Below are 21,892 nucleotides of genomic sequence, written 5' to 3' on the forward strand. Positions count from 1 at the left end.
CAGCGCGTCGCACCATTCGGAACCTATCCGCAACTAACGCTAGTTGCCTCTTTGAGGGGTTAGTGCTCTAATTCGTTCAGTGGTGCCTGAACCAGCCTCTCCTGCTATTCCTGCTGTCCTGCTTAGTGCTCTTCCCTGGAGGTAACGAACATGCGTTGGAAAGCTTTTCTTACGTTAGTCGTCGCGGCGTTAGTGTTGCCGGTACGCGCGCAACAACCGCCGAAACAGGATCCACCCGCGCCCTGGCGTGTCACCACCCCCGTTGATCCGTCTCAGCAGGACAAACGTCAATCAGAGGACGACGATGAGGTCGTGCGCATCACCACGAATCTGGTGCAGATCGACGCGGTCGTAACAAAAGACAACAAGCTGGTAACTGGTCTCACGGAGGACGATTTTGAAGTCCTTGAGGATGGAAAGCCCCAGTTCATCAAGAGCTTCTCGTTTGTCTCAATGGTGAAACCCGCGGATCAGTCCACGACGGGCACGGTAGCTTCGGCTAAAGCGAAAAACGCGGTGATGGCGCCCCCACCGACATTCAAACCCAACGAACCGCACCGCACGATTGCATTCGTTTACGATGATATCGGCAGCTCCGCCGGCACGATCGGACAAGTAAGAAAACAGATCCGGAAATTCATTGAAGAGGAAATGCAGCCCAACGATCTGGTGGCCATTATTCGCACCGGAGGCGAAGTCGGCGCGTTGCAACAGTTCACGAACGATAAGCGGATTCTGCTGCGCGCGGTTGAAAATTTTCGTTACAGCACGGCGAGTCGCCTGGGTGTTTCAATGTTTCCTTCAGGTATGGATTCGCTGGCGGGTGGCAGTCGCGGCGGGGCATATGCCGGACAATCATTGGAACAGAGCCTGCGGGTGTTACGGTTTATTCTGCTCGGCATGCGAGAAATCCCGGGGCGCAAGTCAATGATTCTGCTCTCTGAGCATTTTCCGCGCGACACAATGTTCGGTCTCCCGCCAGACCGCAGCTCATTTCTCACGCGGGACACCATATCGTCAATTGGTGACGGTCGTTCAATGTTCAGCAACTACCGCGGCGTACAAAGGCTCGCGGAACTGGCGATTCGGTCGTCAGTGGTGATTTACGGCGTGGACATTCGCGGTTTAGTGCCTTTCATGATGGCGCCCATCGATACTTTTTCCAATCCCAATCCCAGACCCGCGGGTGATCAGCCATTTCAGGCGTTGCGAGCCCAAAGTCATTGGCTTCAGGACAGTCGCGCCGGTCAGGACTATCTGGCGAGAGAGACAGGCGGCTTCGTCATCAAGAACTCCAACAACTATTTCAGGCGCATCACTGAAGACCAGACTGGTTACTATCTAATCGGTTATCGTCCGACTGAGACGACGTTCAATCGCAGCTTTCACAAAATTACGGTCAGAGTGAAACGCCCGGGCCTAACGGTACGTACGCGATCCGGATTTTACGGCATGACGGACGAGGATACGCGCCCGATGCAATTAACGGGTCACGATCGCCTGAACATGGCACTGATGTCGCCGTTGGGCGCTTCGGATGTTGAAGTGCATTTGACCGCGCTGTTCGCCGCGGCGCCAAAGGTGGGCTCGTTGCTGCGTTCCTTGATTCATTTCTCCGCACAAGATTTGGAGTTCATTAAGGAACCTGGGGGACAGCAAACGGCCACCTTGAACCTGGCGGCAATCGTCTTTGGTGATAACGGCAACGTCATCGAACAACTCACCGAAACGCGCTCGATTCGTGTCGATGAAAAAGACTTGGATCGGCTAAGGGCTGACGGACTGGTTTACCAATTTGACGTCCCGCTGAAGAAGCCGGGAGCTTATCAATTCCGCGTCGCCGTACGCGATGCAAATTCATCTCAGATCGGAACGGCGCGGCAATTTGTCGAGGTACCGGATCTGAAGAAGAACGTGCTGACGTTGTCAGGCATCACCGTCTCACTTGAGGCGCAAGCAAACAGCAGCAACTCGCTGGTCACTGATTTGAGAAATGCCGCCATTCGCCGTTTCCCACCAGAATCCAACCTCTGGTTCGGCTACATTATTTACAATGCGCGAACTGACAAGGCTGGGGCATCGCTCACCGCCCAATCCAGAGTTTTTCAGGATGGAAAGCTTGTTCATGAGGGTGAGCCGCAGCCGATTGACTTCACCGGCCAGAGCGATTTGAAACGAATCTCAACCGGCGGCGGCCTAAAGCTTGGCAAGCTGCCTGCCGGCGAGTACCAACTTCAGCTTGTGGTCCGGGAGCAATCTTCCGGAAAAGAGAAGCCCCGCGTCGCATGGCAAATGATTGATTTTGAAATCGTGAAATAGGATCGGAACCCGGGCAGTCGGTATAATGCGCGCGTGTCGCTGCTTACCGAAACCGAAATCCGCGTCCTTGGCTCGCTGATCGAAAAGCAGATCACGACGCCCGAATACTATCCGCTGACGCTTCACGCACTCACCGCTGCGTGCAATCAGAAGAACAATCGTAATCCGGTGATGTCGCTCACCGAACCAGAAGTCGAACGCGCCCTCGACAGTTTGCGCGACCGGAACCTCGCTTACGTCTTTCATGGCAGCACGAGCCGCGTACCGAAGTTCAAGCATGTCGCACCTGAGATTCTGCAACTCAATCCGGCGGAACTCGCGGTGATGTGCGTGCTGATGTTGAGTGGGGCACAGACCGTCGGCGAAATTCGCACGCGCGGCTCTCGCCTTCACGAGTTCTCTGGACTGGAAGAAGTTGACGAGACGTTGCGCGGGCTCAGTGCGCGCGAATCCGAACCGCTCGTGGTGAAATTGCCAAGACAGCCGGGACAGAAAGATGCTCGCTATGTTCATCTGCTCTCAGGCGAGCCGGACCTGGCACACCTGGAAGCCGCCACCGCGGAACAGCCGGCACGACGCGCTGACTCGGCCCGCGCTCCTCAACTCGAAGAGCAGGTGCAAATGCTAAAGCAGCAGGTTGAGGAGCTGGCGAGGCAATTCGCTGAATTCAGAAAGCAGTTTGAATAACGTTCGACGTCACTGCCCTGTCAGGTGAATCAATGAATGCTGCCCGAGCGTTGCTGCCGCTCCTCTTAAACCGGTTTGCTCTTTTCGCCCGCCTTTGCTCAGGACAAGGCCATTCCTGTGTGCAGCGAAAATGCATTCGCCGCCGTGCGCCCACCGCCCAAGCTCACCTACCAGTGTTCGGAAAGTTTGATCGACAGTGACAGCCGGATTCTGCGTCTGCCGCGACGACGCGCGGCGCTCGCGCGTGTGGCCCAAACGCTATTTTCGTTTACCGATCCGGACTGGTGGGAGACAAGCGTGGCCGAGTTGAACGCTTGTGAACTTCACGCCGGCGCCGGCGAGTTAAGCGAGGAAGAGAAAGCGCGCTGGCGCACTGGAGATCTTTCCACGTGGCTTTTTGGCGATGAACAAACGCGCCTCGTACTGATTGCCGATCCGTGTTACCAGCCAGGCTTTAACGGCGCAAATGCATTTGTGCTTCATCGAAGCGATGGCCGCGTGTTCGCGACTCAGGTGCTGGACGGTTATTACTCGCGCGCTGACAATTCGGTGGGCATTAACTTCGCGAAGCTGAATGGCCAGCGAGTTATCGAAGTGACAACCGGCAACAGTATGCCGCCATCGCTGGTCAGTTATTTCTTTGCCATCGACCGTTCCGGACGTGCAATCCCGAAGAGAATCTTTCGTATCGATGGCCGCCTGACGAACGAAGTCCACTCGGCTATGCTCTTGGCTGAGCCTGGAGATCTCAACCTGCCTGCCAATGCGAGTGAACTGGGTATCATCCGCAATCGAAGACTCGTGCGGGGTTTCAGCGCTTACGAAGAACACGAACGCGGCCCGATCAATGCTGACGGCCGCAAGCTTCGCCGGATCGTCTATCGCTGGAACGGCCGCTTCTATTCGAGAACCAACTGATGTGCTGGGCGCTATGCCCGATTGACGATCGCCAGGTCAAGCGTTAACATCCGCCGCAATTTGGGAGGCTCGCTTATGTTTACTCGCCGGTTCTGTCTCGTTTTTTTCATTTCGCTCGTCTTCGCCTCAGCGGCACACGCTCAGTACAAACTGGAAACCTGCGAAGACTTGAATATCACTAAGAACCAGTACGGCGGCAGCGTCGTTGAAACGGCGGCATGCGTAAATCCGACGAAAACGTTCAGTCCGAAAGGAACGCTGCGCAACGTCCATATCCTCTACTCGTTTCCAAAGGTGCCGACGGGCGCCGGCGTGACGTTTCTGGTGACAAAAGACAACGCGGACGGCGAGCATGTGCAGTACATCGACTATTCAGTCTCGCCGAATCACACCACCGCTTACGCGCAACTGACAATTAATACACCGGGAAAATATTTCGTGCGCCTCGTGAACTTTTACAACAAAGCGCAGGTGTGGGCCACGACGGATTTTAACGTCGGCGCGGACACAGTGGGGCCGCGCGCCGCAGGCAACACCGCTGCGGGTCAGGGTCAGGTTTGGATCTGCAAGACCGTCGATGACGACTGGAACTGCGTCGGTGGATCGAACCAGTGGCAAGCTAATGTCGGCTTTGACGTGCTGTTTAAGAACCCCACCCCGGTCGGCGTAGATTTCATTGGCATCATTTTTCACCGGCAAGGCCCGGACGGCAAAGACGTTGAGTTCATCAATGAGTACCAACAGAATATCGGCGAGAAGAATCGTTTCTACGCTACCACCAATAACATGCTGAAGTTGCCTGCCGGAACCTTCAGCGTTTACATCATTGCCTGGGGCAAACGCGAAGTGCTCACGCATAACGGCAACCTGACGGAATACTTTGCGAAGATGACGCTGACGGTGAAGTGATTCTGGTTACTCAGAATGTCTGTCCGCGCGAAAGCGAAACAGTTTGACGGGCGCGCCGGACGGAATGCCGGCTTTCTGTAAAGCGATCTCTAATTGTTTTGCCGCCGTTTTGATACCTTCGAGAGCGGGGAGTAAGAGTCCGCGACGCCCCGATTCATCTTCCACGATCACGCCGTAGACTTTTGGATCCAGATCACCAGGCGTGCACGGCTCAGGCGCTGAAAGCACATCGACCGAATATTTCAGGTTCGGGAGTTCGGCGGCGCGCACGGGGGGAAAGCGCGGATCCCGGGTGGCAGCGCTGACCGCATTCGCGATGATCTCTTCGGCGAGTGAGTCTTTGACCGGATCGATTGTGCCGATGCAGCCGCGCAATTCGCCGTCGTGAGTCTTGATCGAAACGAAGCAGCCGGCCCGAGCGCCGAGCAGGTCAGTACCACCTGCGGCAGCGGTTGGGCCAGTGACACGCATGACTTCTCCAGTCGTGATAAAGGACTCGATTGTGCGGCGAGCGAGCGCGGGAATGAAGTCAGGACCGCCTGCAACCGGGGTCCCCGCGCGGGCATCCCGCGTGGGGTGGTCGTTAGCGGGCGGTTGATCGTCCGCAAGGTCTTGAGCGATAGCTTCGGACGTGGACGCGGAAGCAACCAGCTGCGCCACAAGATATCCGACGCCGAACGGTCCTTCGTAACTGAGGACTTCGCACGCCGGCCGGGTATCTTCAATTACACCTAAGGCCACCAGCATCGATCGATAACCACACTCACCAGCGAGCCGGCGCAGATCCCGATCGATAGTCGCGATTCGATGGGGTTGGCAGGATTGGATCGCTTCGACCACTGCTTCATCAAAACGGTGTGCTTCAGGATCAAATCCGGCCGGCGCACCGGGTTGTAACCGGTGACTGAGATCGCCGCTGGCAATAAATGCGACCGGCCGTCGCAACGTCGCGATCGCCTGACGGACGCAGTTACCAAAGCGCAGGTGATTCTCGTCCGAAAGGAAGCTGTACCCAAGCGCGACAACTCTGCCGTTCCATCCGTTCCGTTGCAGGAAATAGAGCGGCACTGCCGTTCCGTGATCGAGCTCGGCGCCAGGAATTCGCAGGGTGATTAAGTTGTGTTGTTCGGCGGCGCGCGTGATCTCACTCAGCAGCTCGGCATCCAGCGCCGCTTCGACGGTTGCTTCGGGGGCGCGAAACATCGAAAAGTTTCCGTAAAGCTTCGGGCCTTCGTAAGCGACGAACGCAACCGCTTCAAGGGGCGCATGCGGCGAAATCAGAACAACGGTTTCAGCGCCGCTGTCGATGACCCGCTGCGTCAGTTCAGCCATCGCACTAATGGAGTTTTGCACCGCGCCACACGACTCGCCGCCGACTTCAGGGACCATTATGGGCGGGTGCGGAGCAATGCCTGCGAAAACCAGTGAACTCGTGTGGTTGGCCATAGGCGAAACTCAGTCGGCCAAAGAGGTTATTAATCCGCTTGAATGGCGAGATTCTAGCACCGGTGATGTAGTGTCAGAAGCCCGAGCGTGAGCGAGGGCAAGTCTAAGTTGACGATCTACTTCCACAGCATGTCGTCTTAGGTGCCCACTCTCACGGTCAGGTTTCTGACACGGTGGCGAAGCAGTTATCATTACCCGCTTATGCAAGAGCTTGACGTGATCATTGTCGGCGCCGGGCCCGCCGGATCGTTTGCCGCGGAACGGCTCGCGCGCGCCGGCGTACGCGTGGCGCTGTTCGATGGTCGGCCGGAGGGCGAACCCAAGGCCTGCGGCGGCGGCGTAACCTCGAAAGCTTTGAAGGCCTGGCCGCATTTGCTTGAGGCCGTGGGCCGCACGATTGACGAACTCGACATGTACTCGCCGTCGGGCAAGCACCTTCATCTGAAATTGGAAGAGCCATTCGCGGTTTACTCGCGCATCGCCTTCGACACGTTTCTGCGGGAGCGCGCGCGGCAGGCCGGCGCGCATGTCTTCGCAGATAAGATCTCGGGGCGCGGCTTTAACAAGTTGCGCGACGACCCGAAGACGCTTCTCGATCCCGTCGCTACCGCTCCGGGTTCTGACACGGATGAGGCGTGGACGATCAAAACTAAAAGCGGCGCTGAGTTTTCCTGCAAATACCTGGTCGGAGCAGATGGCGCGAACAGCGCAATTGCGAAGAAGCTCGCCGGACCGCTGCCGCCGGCAGAGATGGAAGTGGCTTTTGGCTATCGTGCGCCGTTGCCTGAGTCAGGCGACGCCGCGACGGTGGTGGCTTTTCTGCCAAAGTGGGTTGGCTACGCCTGGGCGTTTCCGCGGATCGATCATGTGAGTTTCGGGATTGCGACTACGCAGGATGCATTCGATCACGAAGCACTCGATCGCCTGCTGTGGGATTTCATGGTGAGTTACTACGAAGTAGCGCACGGTGGTAACTTGCCCGCGATGCGTCTTTGGTCGCGCCAGGCTGACGACGCGCAACTTAACAAACTGCGACCCACAGCGGAGCGTTACGCCGCGCGCATCCCCGGTCTGGCGCCGCGCACCTGGGACACGCGGAAAGCCTGCGGCGCCGGTTGGGCTTTGCTTGGTGACGCGGCCGGATTTGCCGATCCGGTAACCGGCGAAGGGATTTACTATGCGTTGAAGTCCGCAGAACTGTTTGTGAATGCGTATCTGAAAGGAAAGCCGGAAGAATACGAAAGACTCTGGCGCGCGGATTTCGGTGGCGATTTGAAACGCGCGTCACAGATGCGCCGCCGGTTTTATGGAAATTTCTGGGGCGCGCCCTTTACCGACCGAATGATCGAGTTCGCACGCGGACATCGCGGCATACGCAAAGTCCTTGGCGAGCTTGTGGCCGGTGACCAGGGCTATGTCGGTTTGAAGAAGAAGCTGGCGCGTAGCGCGCTGAAGCCATTGTGAGCACAATCAGAACGTCAAAACAAAAGGAGAGGCCGTGAAGCCTCTCCTTTTTAGTTGCGAATGCTTTTCGGGTTATGGCAACGCTTCAACATTCAGAAAAAACTTGAAGCTGCCGGTTTGTTGAATACCCAAAAGGAACCTAATGTCGATCGACGCGCCGTTTGCTAGCGGGGTGGCCAACGTGACTGTTCCGGCTGACAGCGACGTATTGAACCCGCCACCGTTTGGCTGTGCAGGCGGCTGCTCCACGGTCGTGCCTTGAACCGTGACATTCGACGTCCCGGACCCGCATGGGGCGCGATCTACCGTCACAACTACGGCTGTCGAAGTGCGGGGGCGCAGGTCAGCAATGCCCGAGGGCGCCGGGAAGGTAGTCAAGTCGATGACGCGAAAGCGAAGTCGCGTCACATTCCCGCCGGTGTTGTTAGTTATCGTCCTCCGAATGTCGAGCGTACCGAAGGTCGAGTTCTGAGCCGGAACGCTGGTGAAGTCCCGCACCCGGTTCGGTGGCGAGGCGCTAGCTACACAGGGATCGAGAAGGGCGTCCGCAAACGAAGCATTCCGCTGAATCGGACTCGATAGGTTCTCGGGTCCCGGGGCTCCGAGCCGTTGTCCCGCGCCGGCCGACGTCCCATTCGTGTCTACAAAGACAAAGTCCGCAGCATTGTTGTTGGTGTCTTTCGGCGTGCTTATCGGACATGCACCAAATGTCGTGATCGATCCGCTCTTACCGCAGTTGTCCCGATAGAAGCTGTAATCAATTGAGAAGGGCGTTAGCGCCGGGTAGCCGGTCCCTTCTTTATAAGTCGTGTTGGCTTCAGACGTGGAGCCTACCGCATCCATTCGATTAGCGAGCGAGAAGTTAGCTCCTCCGACACTGTTGTTGAAAACAGCAATGCCGGCGTTGTCAGCAATGTTGGTGGTGTAAGTGGCATCGCCCGTTGCGGTCGTGCCATTCCCAGCCGGATAAGAAGCCAACGAGTATCCTACGGAATTGACACATAGGTAGTGGCCGCGATTAGGCACCACGGTGCCATTTGGAATCACGCAGCGCGTCGTACCATCCGAGGCGGCGACAGCGTAGCCGTCCTGCGAGCCGTCGGTTACGGCAGCCGTGACCGTGTGGTCAGCGCCGCTGTTGTTATAAAGTTCGATGAACTCGTCGTTGGCGCCGTTCGGCCCGCGGACGCGAAACTCACTGATGATTAATTGCGCCGACGCACTTTGATGCGCCAGAAGAACAAGACCCAAAACACCCAAAACCAAGAATGGAACCCGCCGCATAGCTAAATGCATTCTTATCTCCTCCTGAATGGTTTTTCATCGTCGAACTATCTGTAGGAGTTGATGAGGCGCCGCGGTCAAGGGCGACGTTTTGGAACATGTGCTACTAACAATGTCGTCATTAAAATCAAACTAGAGGTTAGTCGAAGTCAATGACGTCTGGATATCTGGAATTTGCCAAGAGTAATAGACAGGACAGAACCCTATCGTATGAAATCATAAGGCAATCAGATTTCGGGGGGACGCCTTTCGGCGAAAACATATTATTTTGACCGGCTGAGCCTGTCAATGTGTTTCTCAATGTGATTTCGCGACGGTCTTGATGCGAAAGTGCAAGAAAAAGGGAGCGGCAACTGCGCTCCCTTTTATGTTTGCCAGGAATGACCAGGACGTTTTTCTTAAAGCCAACTCCGCAATGGACCATTGAGCGGCCAACGACGACGCATTGCGTGTGACTGCCAAACTACTTGCATGGCTCTCGTTTAGGTTATGCCAGACCCGTTCAATGCCTCGATATTAACAAAGAACTTAAACGATCCCGTTCGCATCACGCCAAGTTTGAAGACAACGTTGCGGCTCTCGCCGGGCAGTATCGGGTTTAAGATCGTTATGACATCAGCCGAGAGACTCGAGTTGTTGGCTCCGCCGCCTGCCTGCTCGGGCGGCTCTTCCAAGCGGAGGCCGAGTACCACAACCGGGCCGCCTACCGGCTCGTCCGCCGAGGTAAGCGCGCGCAGCTCGGCGCATGATGGAGCCGAACAACCTGGTGTGCCGAAGGACGTGATGTTGATGACGCGGAAGCGCAGTCGCGAGATGGGCAGACCCGTGTTGTTTGTGATGGTGCGACGGATCAACATTGTGCCGAAGTCTGCGTTCGGTTCGGGGGTCGGGATGCGATCGCGGTTTGGCGACGACGAAGCGGGTACCGACGGATTGTACAGTGTTCCCGCTATCGTGGTGTTGTTCACGATCGGGCTTTGGAGGTTCTCCGGACCGGGCGCACCCAGCCGGGTAACCTGGAGCCCGGGGGTCGTCCCGACGAGCAGGAAATCCGACGCGTTGTCTGCAGTGTCGCGGGGCGTTACGGAGCTCAGGTCGCGATAGTACGTGTGTTCCAGGTTGGCCGTCACCACGTTCAGGATGCCGTTGCCTTCCTTGTAAAGTGCGGGCGAGTTCGTGAACCCAACCGCGTCGAGCCGCGTGGCCGCCGTAAAGTTTAAGCCGTTCGTCGTTGCAAAGAGCGCGACGCCGGCGCCATCGGGCACGTCAAAGTCCCAAGTATGGTTTGGAATTGTATGAGCGAAAGTCCCGCTCACCCCGTTCGGAACGCATGGAGCGGCCAAGGCGGCAGGCTCCGGGCCCTTCGCCGTAGAGAAAACGGCGCTGCCGTCGCCCCCAGGATAGTTACAAAGGCTGTAGCCGTTCGAATTGCCGCCGAGCCGGTGGCCGCGCGCTGGGATGAGGGCGCCGTTCGGGATGGTGAAGATCGGCCCCGTGATCGTCCCGTCCGATAAGGCGACTGTCCATCCGCCCGTCCCGTCAAGCGACTCGACGATGATGTCTGAGTCGGTGTTGTTATAAAGCTCGATGAACTCGTCCTCGGCCCCGGCCGGGCCGCGCAGACGTAGTTCACTGATGATGACTTCGCCGGCCTGGACCAAGGTCGGAGCGGGCAGCCCGCTTAGAGTTGGCGCTATGATCTTTGACCCGGGCGCTTTGGTCTGCGACGCAGCAAGCGCAGATTTTGTGACACGGCTATCTGACCCTGCCGTAGGTCGCAATCCACTTTGGATATTGTTTGCGGAAGCACTTGTTTGCGGAATTACGTTTGCCGGAATATTTGCTTGCTGAGATGCGAGAACACTCGGCAACAATATGCGGGCCACTTTCGCTCTTTTGCGCCGAGGTTTCCGCTTCTTCTGGGCAAACACGCTTACATCCAGAAGGGACAAACAAACCACTACCAATGTTGTCGCAACGCCCAATCGAACAGTTCTGTTCATGCTCCGTCCTCTCCTTTGAGTTCGCACGTTCGATACCGCACGTCACGAACAATGCTGATCGTATTCCTTTTTCAGGTCTGGTTGTGTAGGCCATTTTGTAAGCGATAATTCGAACGGTGTCAAACGAAAACTGGGCCATAGGTCTATTAAAAGTGTGGCGTAAGCGTGTCTTATTCAAATGAGTTTTGACGGGTGATGATCGTGTTGGCAGATAGTCTTTCAACCGGGTCTTCGCGCTGAAGTTTGGGCGCTGATTGATTTCGATCAGCGCGTTGCGGAAGACAACTTCAGTCGACGACCTAACTGGCTCAAATATGGAACTCTTTCGAGCTGGCCAACTAGTTGCGGCCAATCGACAAAGACGAGATAACCCGCCAGGTGGTAAGGGAACGAAATGTTCATGAAGAAGATCGTCGAAACATGAAAAATGATGCCGAGGGGCAGAATTATCCGCCGCGCCAGTTTGGAAAAAATCGCCAGCGGAAAAGCGAGTTCCCATAAGACAATCAGGAATGTGATCACGGCCGTAAATTCGAGGGCGCTGGGCAGCCAAAATGCCAGGCGATGTTGCGTAGTGTGTAGGTTATCCAACGAATGCAGGATCGCGACGGTCGGCAGGTTATCGGAATTGAAATATTCCAGCCCCGTAACACGCATCTTGATTACGGCTGAGCTGAAGTATGACCACGCCAGCAGACTTCGTAAGAGCAAAATGGGAAAGCCATAAACGACGTCCCCCAGGCGCGTCCGTGTCCGATGCAAAAGCGAATCGATTGACCAGGCATCGCCACACGGGGTGAACGCCAGAGCGATCAGCATGTAAACGACCGGCATCTCATCGTGATTAAAGTGACCAAAGCTGCGAACTAGCCCCTGATAAAAAAGAAACAGCAGCGCGGCCGATTTGGTAGAAACGCTGGTTAGGAATCCGGCGGATGCGGCGGCGAGCGAAACGACCAACGCGATTTTTAACACCAGCATTCCGCGCGGCGTTAGGACAATCTCGTAAAAGCTCCACGAGAAGAGTTGCATTAACCCGGTCGGTCGCATCAGCGTAATCGGCAAGCGAGCCAGATCGACAAACCCAGTCGCGAGCACATCGACCAACACGAAGCCAAAAAGCCCCGCACGAATACTGCCGAGCGCGGCCGCACTGGTCGGCACAAATCTTTTTAGAGTTCCACTCTCCATGTCTGAACAAAGCGGTCGTAGTGGGCGTAGCTACCGCCGTCCCAGCGATACGCATCCAGCCGCACAGCTTTTAACCGGTCTGGAGAAGTCTCGGGTAAACGCTCGTTGTAGATCGCACCCCAGGCACGGAGTAGTTCCGGCAAACGCGCGGCCGGCGGCAAGTGCGCAGTTCCACCGGTCGTGGAAAGTAATTCAAGATTGGCAGGATGCGGAGTGCGGATGGAAAAACTCTTGTTTTCGACCGCGGCGGAAACAAATCCCCACGCACGTCCGGCAAGCGCATTTGTCACCTCCACCGGAGGCAACGAAATAGTCTCGCCGGTCAAAGTCTCGCCGCGCAGGATGTAATAGTCGGTGCCGTCTTTCAGCCGCCCCCCGGACATCATCATGGTCGAGGCTGCGAACGGATAAAGGTTGCGGACGAACGCAAACGAAACCAGCAGTGGCCCGAACAAAAGGGCCGTCAGCAACGCGTAAGTGACAATCCACCGGCGTTCATTCGAACCAGCGGGCTTAGCGTCCTTATTCTCAGCACCGCTTGCGGTCATAGGTCAAGCCAGGGTCAATATAGTGCGTGGGCCAGGAAACTACGAAGGAGGGTGAAGACTTTGACGAGCTTCCACACGTGCCGTTCGCCGTAGATCTGCACAAACAAAATGGCCGGCTACGGCGCAAAAACAACGCAACAGCCGGCCTTCTTAAAAGATGGAAAGCGCCAACTCTCGAAGCGACGGAAAATGACTCTTCCATCGGGGACAACTGTAACTTTTAGTAAAGCCTTAGCAGTAAATTGAAAAGGCTCAGGGATTCGTTACGCCGCTATCTGTAAGTTGGAAAAACGTGGTGGCCTCGAGCACATCGACAGGCACCGAGATCTCAGGGACTACAAAAATCTTCTTCGCTGGTTTGGAGTCTTCGATCCCGGGCTGTGACTCAGCGGCACTAGCGCCCGTCTCAACACTCAAGTCTGACTTATTCACAAGGGGTTCCCTCCGATGTTCTTCAATGTCGGCCGGCGGCGGCCGCAGCGTAATACCCAGGCGTACAAACTCACGCCGATCGAATTACATGTTGTGGGGGGTGCAGCATTCTACGATTTTTTCTAAGCAGCGACAAGCACGGTTTTTGCCAAAAAAGTCGCACTCCTAACTCTTTGTTCAAGACGCGTGGAGCCGTCGCCGCAACGCTCCAGAACCGAATTAGTCAATGCTGACTAGCTTGTAATCCTGCAATTGCTGAACGATGGCTTGAACGTTTCGTTGAGCGTCTTCGGGCGTCACTTCGTAACTGGTGGTAAGACGTTTGGCGATCTCAACTATCGGGGCTTTATTCGCGAGACCTTTCCAAATCAAGGTCGCCGTCTCGTTAAGCTGGTAATACTTTTTGGTGTTCAGATCGACGAGAATTCCTTCGGTGCCGTCGAACTCCGTAAAAACGATGTGATTGTAGGGGGTAGGTTGCGACATACAACGTACGGACTCTGCCAACTCGAGCGTAGAGAATAGCATCCGCATTCCTGTATGCCCAGAAGCTCAAGCGGAAACCGAACGTGCGTGTTAGTTGGTGAGACTTCGGAACAGCTGAGTGTCCAGCGCTAAAACTCTGCACCCTTCAGTCTTAGGCTGGTCGGTTACGCAGGCACGTTCTTTACCACCGGCAATGCGCGCCGTCCCAACGTGCTGGTATCGATGTCGCGCCAGGGAGTTTTGCCAAGAGTCTGCAAACAGAACAAGCACGGCGAACCGACCGACAAGTCGGGCCGTTCATCCCGGGCCTGATATTCGGCCAAAGTTGTGCGCCACCTTTCAAGCTGCTGATCCGCAACGCGGCGCAGCCGTTCATAACCTGCGGCAAAACCTTCGGTGTTCAAATCCGCGGCGACATCGGCTTCACCGGCGGCGCCACGAAATCCTGACAGGTTGCAGCACAGTGTGAGATAGCCGCGATAATCGATGTGGCAGCTCACCCCGGCCAGCGGCGAGCACGGCGGTCTGCTTGAATCGATGTTGTAGTACCCGACGTCGAGTCGAATCGGCATCTTCAACATCTGCGCCAGCAACCCGATTTCCTGCTCGGCCATTGTCCGTTCCGGCGCCGTCAAACTAAGTTCGTGATCGAACTGATCCGAGGTCGGCAACAAGTGACCGAAATTCAGAGACGCCGCTCCCATCCGGGCCGCAAAAACTGCCAACTGTTCGAGCAGGGGAAGAGTGTCCTTGCGCACCACCACTTTGATGTCGAATGGCAATCCGTAGTGCCGACAACGGGCAAACGCCTGCACCAGGCGCACAAACGAGCCTTTACCTCGCCATTCATCGTGCGCTTCCTGCGTCGGGGCGTCGATGCTGAAGGCAACGTGCGTGACCGCGTCCCGATGGGCCGCAATTACGGGCCACACGCGATCGAAGTGCCAACCGTTAGTCACGAAGCTCGTCGTCAGCCCTTCAGCGGCGATGGCGGCAACGGCGTCGGCAAACTTTGGATGGAGTGTAGGTTCGCCGCCGGTAAAAGAGATGTGAGCAAGCTGGACCGCTTCACGCCCTTGCCGGGCAATCTCTTGCAAAAGCGAAACCGGAAAAAATCTGGCCGGACTGTGATAAAGCGCATCTTCGTCACGCAGGCAATAGCCACAATGCAAATTGCATATGTTGGTAAGTTCTACGCTGGCGCGTTGCGAACCGTAGGTGCGCTCGTGCATATCAGAAACCTATCCTAAGCGGAGCCCGTGTGTTCAAGCATTAACTCTGAAGCGCGCGTCGAATCGTGAAGCAACTCTTTTCCGGCGAGCACGATGAAGCCATCACATTGTCTCGCCAGTGCACTGAGCGCTTGCAAATGACCGGCGCTGGTGACCGGATCGTAGCATGACCATGGGCACATTTTAATTAACTGGGCCATGGTCTCGCTGCGCGTCAGCGGCCTGACAACGCTTTCTTCCGCACCGGTGATTTTCGTAAAGAAAATCGCTCGCGGTTCACACTCAGGCAGAAAAGTCCCCGGAAAAACCTCGTGCGGTATGAAAGACTTCTTCGCGCCATCAAACCACTCGTTATCCGCAAAGAGATCACGCACGCGATTACCGCTGGCTTCGACCGTTGATTGGGTGACGGCGAATGTCCGGCGCACGGGATAAGCTTTGAGGAGGTTATCGTGCGGTTTCAAAAACAGAACATCGTCCGTCAAGTATTGCCATCCGTTCGCCACGAGTTGCAGCGTAAGTGTGGATTTTCCACTTCCCGAAGGCCCCGCGATTAGGACCCCGCGCTGATTTTGAGGATTGACCACCGCACCGCTGTGCAGCTCGAACAAGCCGCAACGTCGCAGTGCCGTAGAGATCGCATAATTCACTATGAGCAGATCGTCGAGTGCGCGGAGGTCCAGCACCCGTCTCATCAGCACTTCAATTCGACGAGGCTGGTCGCCGTGCGCGACGACGCACGCATTCTTGAAATCAAACATACAAGTGCGGCCGTCGGTTGAACCAAGGCCGCCGCCGGAAATTTCAAATTGCTGGAAGGCGCCGTCCAGCTGGCGGGGCTGGTCTTGAAACTTCCAACTTATCGTCGCGTCAGGCGCGGGGCACGCGCTCGGGTGCACCGCTGTGTAGTAGTGTGCGTCCAGAAATTCGGCAAGCCCCGGGACGTCTGCGCCATTTGATTCGAAGAAAATGAAACGACCGGCTATCTCAAAAACGCTGCCGATGGCCGGTCGTTCAAAATATGTTGGTATCCCGGAAACGGGATCGGGACGGGTGGTACTTTCCATCGCACGAATGCTGCGAGGTGCTAGTTGGTTGGCCCGCTAGTCGTCGACTGGAAAAATGTCGTGGCTTCCAGGACGTCCACCGGTGCCGTTATCTCTGGGGCTATGAAGGCCTTTTTCGGGGACGTAGAGTTTTCGGCTGCGTCCGGTTTCACTTCAACAGTAGTTGTTTCGATAATCAAATCAGATCCATCCACGAGCGGTTCCTCCTGAGCTCTAAATAACGGCCGATGCAGCCTCAGCATATTACACGAACAGTGCGCGAACCAAGCTCTCATGGCGTGGGGCGCGAAATTTACGATTTCTTATCTGGGCCGACAAGCACCATTCGCAGGGGCTGCCGCTCGCCAATCATCAAGTCGGCTCGCACGTAGAGCTTGATGTTCGGACCCAACTCCTGAAGCGCTGACTCCAGGGACGACTTGATAATATTGACGGTCACCAAATCCGCCACTTCAGTTTTCACCTCGAGCGGGATGCCGATCTGGTTCGCGATTCCATAAAGCACGACAATCAGCGGCTGTTTCTTTGACTTAATGGATATCTGGCGATTTTCGAATTTGATCTTCAGGTCCTCGTCTTCCTCATCCTTGGACTCGAGACCCTCTTCGGTGTCGCCTTCAATCACCATCACGTCCGAAGTGCCTTTTACTACGGCGTTGAGGGCTGGCGGACGTTCGTTGTAACCCTGTAGAAAAATAGCGACGGGCCGCGGCTGTTTGCCGGGCGTGGTGTCGATTTCGTAGTCAATAAAAACCTGTGGCGCCAGCATCTGCATCGCGGGCTCGATTACCAGATCGGTGAAGTTCACAGTGACCAGGTGTTTTTGCGCGATCGGCGTCACTATCACCGGAATCTTCATTTGCTTCGACAGCTCGGCGGCAATCGCGCTCAGACTAATGTCCTTCGCCTTGAGAGAGACGCCGATGATTTGATCGTCGGTGACCTTCAGTGTGAACGGAAGCTTCGGGTCCTTAGTCGCCTCAGCCGTTTTGTTCTCAGGCCCGGCCGGTTTGTTATCAGATGTGGGCGCCTTGCTTTGAGGCACAGCCGCTTTGCTGTCAGGAGTGGACGCGGGCTTGGCCATTTCGCTTTGAGCGACCACTGACGGCAGAAGCGAAGCGAACGCTATCGCAAAGCACACGACCTGCAGAAGCCTGCGAACAACAACCTGGAGACTATACGAATTGATTTGGTATTTCATATCGAGGGAAACCCTGGTTTTGGCACCGTAACACACAACGGAAAAGAGAATCAATTTGCGGGCCGTTGTACGCTTTCTATTGGTGCGAATTCGGCCAGGAAGGTTGCTGGCCTCCTCGACTACCAGTATTGGTCAAGCCACGCACAAAGCGTATGATCCCACTGGATTAGGGCGGGAACTCTAACATTCAGGAGTTTTTAATCCGTAAAAGGCCCTTAAGGACCCGTAAGGAGGCGCGATGGCAAGCTACCCTGATTGTCCCTACGCACAGTTTAACTTTCTGATCGATCTCGGGCTGAAAGAAGTCCCGGGCCCTCACGGCGGGTTTCAGGAAGTTAGTGGCCTGCGGAAGATTAAGGGCTTAAACAAGGCGACGGATATAACTCTGAAGCGCGGCGTGATCGCTTCGGCTGCGTTGCAGGACTGGTTGGATGAGATACGCCGCGACCGTGAGGGAGCAAAACGGACACTGACAATCAGCCAGCAAAACGAGGAACACCAAACAGTACAAACCTGGAAGCTCTCGCGCTCGCGCATCATCAAGCACACTAGCGGACCGGTCAATGCCAAGGGGACCGACGTGGCAATCGAAGAGCTGGTGCTTGCGTACGAGCGGTTAGAGTTGGAGTAATCACTCGTTCACTTTCAAGACGGCAAGGAAGGCTTCCTGGGGAATCTCGACGCGGCCAACTTTCTTCATCCGCTTCTTGCCTTCTTTTTGCTTCTCGAGCAGCTTGCGTTTGCGGCTAATGTCGCCGCCGTAGCATTTGGCAATCACGTTCTTGCCCATCGCTTTCACCGTCTCGCGCGCGATTATTTTCGCGCCGATTGCCGCCTGTATGGGAACTTCAAAAAGTTGGCGTGGGATCAGCTCTTTCATCTTGGCGGCCAGGGCCCGGCCTTTCGCGGCCGCCGTGTCGCGATGAAGAACCAGCGACAGCGCATCAACGGGCTCGCCTGATACTAAAATGTCGAGCTTAACCAGATCGCTTTCCCAATAACCCGCCAAGTGATAGTCGAGTGAAGCGTATCCGCGCGAAGTTGATTTCAAGCGATCATAAAAATCGAGCACGATCTCGTTCAGCGGCAGTTCGTAAGTCAGCATCACCCGACTGGACGTGATGTACTCAAAGCCTTTCTGCTGGCCGCGTTTTTCTTCGAGCAGCGCCAGAATTCCGCCCAGGTGTTCTTCGGGAGTCAGAATTGTCGCGCGGATAGCCGGCTCTTCAATCTTTACCAGCCGGCCGGGATCGGGCATCTTTGCCGGTGAATCGATTTCGGTGACTTTGCCGTCAGTCGTAGTCACCACATAGCGCACGCCCGGCGCGGTAGTAATCAGATCGAGATCGAATTCGCGTTCCAGCCGTTCCTGCACGATCTCCATATGCAGCAATCCGAGAAATCCACAGCGAAAACCAAAACCAAGCGCGGTCGAAGACTCAGGTTCGTAAAAGAACGACGCGTCATTCAAACGCAGTTTATCCATGGCATCGCGCAGCTCTTCGTACTGGTTTGTATCCACGGGATAGAGACCCGCAAAAACCATGGGCTTGATTTCCTGATAGCCGGGAAACGGCTCGGTCGTAGGTCGTGCAGTTTCGGTAATCGTGTCACCGATCTGGACGTCGGCCACGGTCTTGATTGAAGCCGTCAGAAAGCCAACTTCGCCGACACCAAGTTGATCGATGGGTGTCGGACGCGGGCGATTCACTCCGAGCGTGTCCACCTGATAGTCGCGACCTGTGCTCATGAAGCGAATCTTCATTCCCGGACGAATGACGCCGTCGATCAAGCGAAACAAAACAATCACGCCGCGATACGAGTCGTACCATGAATCAAAAATCAGGGCCTTTAAAGGCGCGCTCGATTCACCCTTCGGTGGCGGCACATCCCGCACAATCGCTTCCAAAACGTCGGCGACACCTTCGCCCGTTTTGGCGCTGGTCAGAATTGCGTTGTGAGTTTCGAGGCCGATGAAGTGCCTAATCTCTTCGAGCGCTCGCTCAGGTTCAGCCCCGGGCAGATCGATCTTGTTGATGACCGGAATCAACTCCAGATTATTTTCGATTGCCAGATAAGTATTGGCGAGCGTCTGCGCCTCGACGCCCTGCGACGCGTCGACGATCAGGAGCGCGCCTTCGCAAGCGGACAACGAACGCGAGACTTCATAAGAAAAGTCCACGTGGCCGGGAGTGTCGATCAGATTGAGCAGATACGTTTGTCCATCACGCGCTTTGTAGTCCAGGCGCACCGCGTGCGCTTTAATTGTAATTCCACGCTCGCGCTCGAGATCCATATCGTCGAGCACCTGGGCTTCCATCTCGCGGCCAGTCACGGCTCCGGTCAATTCCAGCAGACGATCGGCCAGAGTCGATTTGCCGTGATCAATGTGCGCGATGATTGAAAAGTTGCGGATACGATCAGTAGTCATTCAGTCAGTTGTCAGTAGGCCGTGGTCAGTTGTTATCGAAAGCGATCCAACTGATTGTGCAACTGACGACTGACAACTGACAACTGACGGAGTAATCATTGAGAATCAGAAAACCTGAAACTGATATTCCACCTCGACCCAAACAGAAACAGGCTTACCGTCTTTCCTGGCCGGTTTGAACTTGATTTGGCGCGCGGCCGCAATCGCACTTTCCGAAAGACCGTGCGGAAGTCCGGTAATCACCTCTATATGTTTGACGGTCTCGTCCGCAGCCAGAATTGCGCGCAGGATCACGTAGCCACGCGTTATGTGACGCCTGGCTTCGCGCGGGAAGCTGGGTGGTGGTTTCCTGAGGATGTGGGCCTTTTCGTCCGTTTCCTTTGACGTATAAATTCGCTCGCCATCAACCATCTTGGGAGGAGAAGGCTTCGCGGCTTTGGTCGAATCGGGTGAACCTGTAGGTTCGGGAACGGCTGGCACGGGCGGCTTGCCGCCTGAGCCTTTATTGCGACCGGACTGAGCGTATGCCGCGGTTGAAAGCAGCGAGAGAAAAGCCAGGCTGATTAGAATTCGACGCATCATTCGACGTTATCGATCTGCGCCCGCTGCAGCGTGCCGCTGTAATCCACATACACCGATTTCCATTCCGAGAAGATGTCGAGCACCTGCGTGCCCGCTTCGCGATGACCGTTGCCGGTGCCTTTTGTGCCGCCGAACGGCAGGTGAACTTCGGCGCCGATTGTGGAAGAGTTAACGTAGAAAATGCCGGTGTACATTTCATTCATCGCATGGAAAGCGCGGTTCACATCCTGAGTGTAAATCGCGGCTGACAATCCGTATTGCACTCCGTTAGCGATTTCGATCGCCTCGTCCAGCGACCGCGCGGGAATCACCGCCGTGACCGGGCCGAATATTTCCTCTTGCGCGATCCGCATGTCAGGTGCGACATCAGTGAAGACGGTCGGCTCGATGAAATAGCCGTGCCCGTAATCGCCTTTCGTCAAATGACGGCCGCCGAAAGCGAGCGTCGCGCCGTCTTCGTACCGGCCCACGTCGATGTAGTTGGTGATCTTTTCGACCGCGTCCTGATTGATCACGGGCCCCACATCGACTTTAGGATCCGCGCCGTTCCCGATGCGTAGCGCTTTCGCGCGCTCAACCAGCTTGTTGCTGAACTGTTTGTAAACCTTCTTGTGAACGATCAGCCGCGATGACGCCGTGCAGCGTTGACCCGAAGTACCGAACGCTCCCCAGATCGCGCCTTCGACGGCGTTATCGACGTCCGCATCGTCCATCACGATAATCGCGTTCTTGCCGCCCATTTCGAGCGAGCAAATCGCGTTGCGATCGGCGCATGCCGAAGCTACGAGCCGTCCCGTATCAGTCGAGCCGGTGAAAGAAATCAGGCGCACCGCCGGATGATCCGTCAGTCTCGACCCCACGACCGAACCATCGCCCATGACGAGGTTCACGACGCCCGGCGGAATGCCGGCTTCTTCGCACGCTTTGACCAGGTTGTAAGTTGAAAGCGGCGTGTCTTCAGCCGGCTTGATAATGACGGTGTTGCCGCAGACCAGCGCGGGAATCATTTTCCACGACGGAATCGCCATCGGAAAATTCCACGGCGTAATCAATCCGCACAGGCCCACCGGTTGCCGCACACACATCGCGAACTTGTTTGGCATCTCAGCCGGCGTGGTAAAGCCGTGCAAACGCCGGCCTTCGCCCGCGGTGTAGTAAGTGCAGTCGATCGCCTCTTGCACGTCACCGCCCGCTTCCTTCAAAACCTTGCCCATCTCGCGGGTCATGTCGGCGGTGAATTGTTGCTTGTCGCGAATCAGGATTTCGCCGAGCTTGAAAAGAAGCTCAGCGCGTTTCGGCGCCGGAGTGCGTCGCCAGCCGTCAAACGCCTGGCGCGCCGCCGCCACTGCTTCGTCAACATCGTCCTGAGAGGACTGCGGAAACCGGCCGATCAGATCGCGCGTATCAGCGGGGTTGCGATTTTCACTCCACTCGCCGCTGCTGCTCGGCACCCATTGGCCATTGATGTAGTTGTGATAGGTATTCGCGCGGGTGCGCGCGGACGATTTATTAGACCTGGCTTTTTTTGCGAGTGCTCTTTTTGCTTGAACCATAAAAAGTGAGGGGATAGGGTGTTGGGTTAAGGGTGTAGGAGGAAAATATATAGAAGGGATCAGAACGCAGCGGACGACGGCGAACAAGCCATTCTTATCTGAGAGGCACGCATTAACAACTACACCCTAAACCCTACAC

The 21,892-nt window shown here is 56.0% G+C and carries 19 protein-coding genes; 6 read left to right on the forward strand and 13 right to left on the reverse strand.

Going from position 1 to position 21,892, the window contains the following annotated elements; all coding sequences use genetic code 11:
• Positions 1 to 150 precede the first annotated feature (150 nt).
• The 4 genes from VFX97_10975 (at position 151) to VFX97_10990 (ending at position 4,833) form a co-directional block, all read left to right on the forward strand.
• The gene (locus tag VFX97_10975) at positions 151 to 2,319 is read left to right on the forward strand and encodes a VWA domain-containing protein (GenBank protein ID HEX5703712.1); all 2,169 of its coding nucleotides are present in this window, start codon (positions 151 to 153) and stop codon (positions 2,317 to 2,319) included.
• Positions 2,320 to 2,352: 33 nt separating this feature from the next.
• The gene (locus VFX97_10980) at positions 2,353 to 3,006 is read left to right on the forward strand and encodes a YceH family protein (protein HEX5703713.1); all 654 of its coding nucleotides are present in this window, start codon (positions 2,353 to 2,355) and stop codon (positions 3,004 to 3,006) included.
• Between the two features lie 117 nt (positions 3,007 to 3,123).
• Positions 3,124 to 3,924: a hypothetical protein gene (locus tag VFX97_10985; GenBank protein HEX5703714.1), complete on the forward strand. Its 801-nt coding sequence runs from the start codon at positions 3,124 to 3,126 to the stop codon at positions 3,922 to 3,924.
• 75 nt (positions 3,925 to 3,999) lie between these two features.
• Positions 4,000 to 4,833: a hypothetical protein gene (locus VFX97_10990; GenBank protein ID HEX5703715.1), complete on the forward strand. Its 834-nt coding sequence runs from the start codon at positions 4,000 to 4,002 to the stop codon at positions 4,831 to 4,833.
• 6 nt (positions 4,834 to 4,839) lie between these two features.
• Here the strand turns inward: VFX97_10990 and amrA are convergent, their stop codons facing one another.
• The gene (gene amrA / locus VFX97_10995) at positions 4,840 to 6,279 is read right to left on the reverse strand and encodes an AmmeMemoRadiSam system protein A (protein ID HEX5703716.1); all 1,440 of its coding nucleotides are present in this window, start codon (positions 6,277 to 6,279) and stop codon (positions 4,840 to 4,842) included.
• 201 nt (positions 6,280 to 6,480) lie between these two features.
• Here amrA and VFX97_11000 point away from each other — a divergent pair, with 201 nt between their 5' ends.
• On the forward strand, positions 6,481 to 7,743 hold the full coding sequence (locus tag VFX97_11000; protein HEX5703717.1) for an NAD(P)/FAD-dependent oxidoreductase: 1,263 nt from the start codon (positions 6,481 to 6,483) through the stop codon (positions 7,741 to 7,743).
• Positions 7,744 to 7,815: 72 nt separating this feature from the next.
• On the opposite strand, the gene VFX97_11005 is transcribed toward VFX97_11000, so the two are convergent.
• From VFX97_11005 to VFX97_11045, 9 genes are all read right to left on the reverse strand, one after another.
• On the reverse strand, positions 7,816 to 9,039 hold the full coding sequence (locus VFX97_11005) for a hypothetical protein (GenBank protein ID HEX5703718.1): 1,224 nt from the start codon (positions 9,037 to 9,039) through the stop codon (positions 7,816 to 7,818).
• A 470-nt stretch (positions 9,040 to 9,509) separates the two neighbouring features.
• The gene (locus tag VFX97_11010) at positions 9,510 to 11,030 is read right to left on the reverse strand and encodes a lamin tail domain-containing protein (GenBank protein ID HEX5703719.1); all 1,521 of its coding nucleotides are present in this window, start codon (positions 11,028 to 11,030) and stop codon (positions 9,510 to 9,512) included.
• Positions 11,031 to 11,294: 264 nt separating this feature from the next.
• Positions 11,295 to 12,194 carry a hypothetical protein gene (locus VFX97_11015; protein HEX5703720.1) on the reverse strand — a complete coding sequence of 300 codons (900 nt, stop codon included), beginning with the start codon at positions 12,192 to 12,194 and terminating at the stop codon, positions 11,295 to 11,297.
• 8 nt (positions 12,195 to 12,202) lie between these two features.
• Positions 12,203 to 12,769 carry a hypothetical protein gene (locus tag VFX97_11020; protein HEX5703721.1) on the reverse strand — a complete coding sequence of 189 codons (567 nt, stop codon included), beginning with the start codon at positions 12,767 to 12,769 and terminating at the stop codon, positions 12,203 to 12,205.
• A 252-nt stretch (positions 12,770 to 13,021) separates the two neighbouring features.
• Positions 13,022 to 13,201 (reverse strand): hypothetical protein, encoded by a 180-nt coding sequence (locus VFX97_11025; protein HEX5703722.1) that lies wholly within the window; start codon positions 13,199 to 13,201, stop codon positions 13,022 to 13,024.
• A gap of 219 nt (positions 13,202 to 13,420) precedes the next feature.
• Entirely contained in the window at positions 13,421 to 13,687 is a 267-nt protein-coding gene (locus VFX97_11030; protein ID HEX5703723.1) for a PqqD family protein, read from the reverse strand.
• Positions 13,688 to 13,851: 164 nt separating this feature from the next.
• On the reverse strand, positions 13,852 to 14,919 hold the full coding sequence (locus tag VFX97_11035; GenBank protein ID HEX5703724.1) for a radical SAM protein: 1,068 nt from the start codon (positions 14,917 to 14,919) through the stop codon (positions 13,852 to 13,854).
• Between the two features lie 14 nt (positions 14,920 to 14,933).
• Positions 14,934 to 15,986, reverse strand: a complete 1,053-nt coding sequence (locus VFX97_11040; protein HEX5703725.1) for a hypothetical protein — start codon at positions 15,984 to 15,986, stop codon at positions 14,934 to 14,936.
• 292 nt (positions 15,987 to 16,278) lie between these two features.
• On the reverse strand, positions 16,279 to 17,187 hold the full coding sequence (locus VFX97_11045) for a hypothetical protein (protein HEX5703726.1): 909 nt from the start codon (positions 17,185 to 17,187) through the stop codon (positions 16,279 to 16,281).
• A gap of 238 nt (positions 17,188 to 17,425) precedes the next feature.
• Between VFX97_11045 and VFX97_11050 the strand changes: the two genes are divergently transcribed.
• On the forward strand, positions 17,426 to 17,818 hold the full coding sequence (locus VFX97_11050) for a phage tail protein (GenBank protein HEX5703727.1): 393 nt from the start codon (positions 17,426 to 17,428) through the stop codon (positions 17,816 to 17,818).
• Here VFX97_11050 and lepA read toward each other — a convergent pair whose 3' ends face one another.
• From lepA to VFX97_11065, 3 genes are all read right to left on the reverse strand, one after another.
• Positions 17,819 to 19,618: a translation elongation factor 4 gene (lepA, locus tag VFX97_11055; protein HEX5703728.1), complete on the reverse strand. Its 1,800-nt coding sequence runs from the start codon at positions 19,616 to 19,618 to the stop codon at positions 17,819 to 17,821. It abuts the gene before it with no gap.
• 105 nt (positions 19,619 to 19,723) lie between these two features.
• The gene (locus VFX97_11060) at positions 19,724 to 20,197 is read right to left on the reverse strand and encodes an energy transducer TonB (GenBank protein HEX5703729.1); all 474 of its coding nucleotides are present in this window, start codon (positions 20,195 to 20,197) and stop codon (positions 19,724 to 19,726) included.
• The gene (locus VFX97_11065; protein ID HEX5703730.1) at positions 20,197 to 21,753 is read right to left on the reverse strand and encodes an aldehyde dehydrogenase family protein; all 1,557 of its coding nucleotides are present in this window, start codon (positions 21,751 to 21,753) and stop codon (positions 20,197 to 20,199) included. Before VFX97_11065 ends, VFX97_11060 begins: the two co-directional genes overlap by 1 nt.
• Between the last annotated feature and the right edge of the window lie 139 nt (positions 21,754 to 21,892).

The sequence above is a fragment of the Pyrinomonadaceae bacterium genome, from assembly GCA_036277115.1.
Taxonomy (GTDB): Bacteria; Acidobacteriota; Blastocatellia; order Pyrinomonadales; family Pyrinomonadaceae; genus UBA11740.